At 66.7% G+C, this 2,445-nt stretch carries 1 pseudogene; it reads left to right on the top strand.

Annotated features, from left to right (window positions below):
* Positions 1-2,445 (top strand): annotated as a pseudogene (locus PXJ20_RS32735) (hypothetical protein); the annotation flags it as partial.

Here is a 2,445-nt window from a genome sequence, read left to right as displayed (position 1 = left end):
GGCTCGGGCGCGACGGCGGCGAACGCCAACGCCATCGCCCTGGGCAGCGGGTCCGTGACGGCTGCGGCCAATCCGACCTCCACCGGCACGGTGGGCGGCACGACGTACAGCTACGCGGGCATGAGCCCGACGAGCGTGGTCAGCGTAGGCGCGGTGGGTGCGGAGCGGCAGATCACCAATGTGGCAGCAGGCCGCGTGAGCGCGACGAGCACGGATGCCATCAACGGCTCGCAGCTTTATGCCACGAACCAGGCGGTGGATTCGCTCTCGACCTCGACCTCCACGGGCATCAGCTCGCTGTCCACGGGACTGTCGAGCACCAACAGCACGGTGAGTTCGCTGTCCAGCACGACCGGATCGCTGTCGAGTTCCGTGTCGACGGCCACGAGCAGCATCGCATCGCTCTCCACGTCGACCTCGACCACGGCGAGTTCTCTGTCCACGGGCGTGAGTTCGCTCTCGACCTCGACGTCGACTACGGCCAGCTCGCTCTCCACCGGCGTGAGTTCCCTCTCCACGTCGACCTCGACGACGGCGAGCTCGCTCTCTACGGGCCTGAGTTCGCTTTCGACTTCAACGTCGACCACGGCAAGCTCGCTTTCGACCGGTCTGTCCAGCACGAACAGCAGTGTCACCTCGCTGTCCACCTCGACCTCGACCACGGCCAGTTCGCTGTCCACCTCGACCTCGACCACGGCCAGTTCGCTGTCCACGGGAGTCAGTTCGCTGTCGACGGGCGTGAGCTCGCTGTCCACGAGCATCAGTTCGCTCTCGACTGGTGTCAGCTCGTTGTCCACGGGTCTGTCGACGGCGACGAGTTCGGTGACGTCGCTCTCGACGTCGAGTTCGACGGCAACGACTTCGCTGTCGACGGCGATTTCGGCCAGCAAAACGCACTACTACAGCGTCAACGACAACGGTACGCAGGAGGCCAACTACAACAACGACGGGGCGACGGGCGTGAACGCGCTGGCCGCCGGCACAGGTGCGACGGCAGCAGGGGCGGCCGGCGTGGCGGTGGGCAACAACGCGAACGCGGCGGGAGACAACGCCGTGGCAATCGGTTCGGGCGCAACGGCCGCGAATGCCGGGGCGGTGTCATTGGGCAACGGTTCGGTTACGGCCGCATCCAACCCGACGTCCACCGGCACGGTAGGCGGCACGACGTACAGCTATGCCGGTACGAGCCCGACCAGCGTGGTCAGCGTAGGCGCAGCAGGTGCGGAGCGGCAGATCATCAATGTGGCCGCAGGCCGCGTGAGCGCGACGAGCACGGACGCCATCAACGGCTCGCAGCTCTTCGCGACCAACCAGGCGGTGGATTCGCTCTCGACCTCGACCTCGACTGGCATCAGCTCGCTCTCGACGTCTACGTCGACGACGGCGAGTTCGTTGTCCACGGGCCTGTCGAGCACCAACAGCACGGTGACGTCGCTGTCCACCGGCATCGGGTCGCTGTCCAGCTCGGTGTCGACCACCACGAGCAGCATCGCATCGCTTTCTACGTCGACGTCGACCACGGCGAGTTCGCTGTCCACGGGCGTGAGTTCACTCTCGACCTCGACCTCGACCACGGCCAGTTCGCTGTCCACAGGGGTGAGTTCGCTTTCGACGGGGCTGTCCAGCACGAACAGCAGCGTGACGTCGCTTTCCACCTCGACGTCGACCACGGCCAGCTCGTTGTCGACGGGCGTCAGTTCGCTCTCGACGGGCTTGTCGAGCACGAACAGCAGCGTGACATCGCTCTCGACGTCCACCTCGACCACCGCCAGTTCGCTGTCCACAGGCGTGAGTTCGCTCTCCACCTCGACCTCGACCACGGCCAGCTCGCTCTCCACCGGCCTTTCGACCACGAACAGCTCGGTGACGTCGCTCTCGACGTCGAGTTCGACGGCAACCACTTCGCTGTCGACCGCGATTTCGGCCAGCAAGACGCACTACTACAGCGTCAACGACAACGGCACGCAGCAGGCCAACTACAACAACGACGGCGCCACGGGCGTGAACGCGCTCGCCGCAGGCACGGGCGCGACGGCAGCGGGGGCGGCCGGCGTAGCCGTGGGCAACAACGCGAACGCGGCGGGAGACAACGCCGTGGCGATCGGCTCGGGCGCGACGGCGGCGAATGCCGGGGCGGTGGCGCTGGGCAACGGTTCGGTCACGGCCGCAGCCAACCCGACGTCCACCGGCACGGTAGGCGGCACAACCTACAGCTATGCGGGCACGAGTCCGACCAGCGTGGTGAGCGTGGGCGCAGCAGGAGCGGAGCGGCAGATCACGAACGTAGCCGCAGGCCGCGTGAGCGCGACGAGCACGGACGCCATCAACGGCTCGCAGCTTTATGCCACGAACCAGGCGGTGGATTCGCTCTCGACCTCGACCTCCACGGGCATCAGCTCGCTGTCCACCGGCCTGTCGAGCACCAACAGCACGGTCAGCTCGCTT

This window comes from Paraburkholderia sp. A1RI_3L (assembly GCF_048957895.1).
GTDB lineage: Bacteria > Pseudomonadota > Gammaproteobacteria > Burkholderiales > Burkholderiaceae > Paraburkholderia > Paraburkholderia kururiensis.
This window is presented reverse-complemented; position numbering and strand designations above follow the sequence as displayed.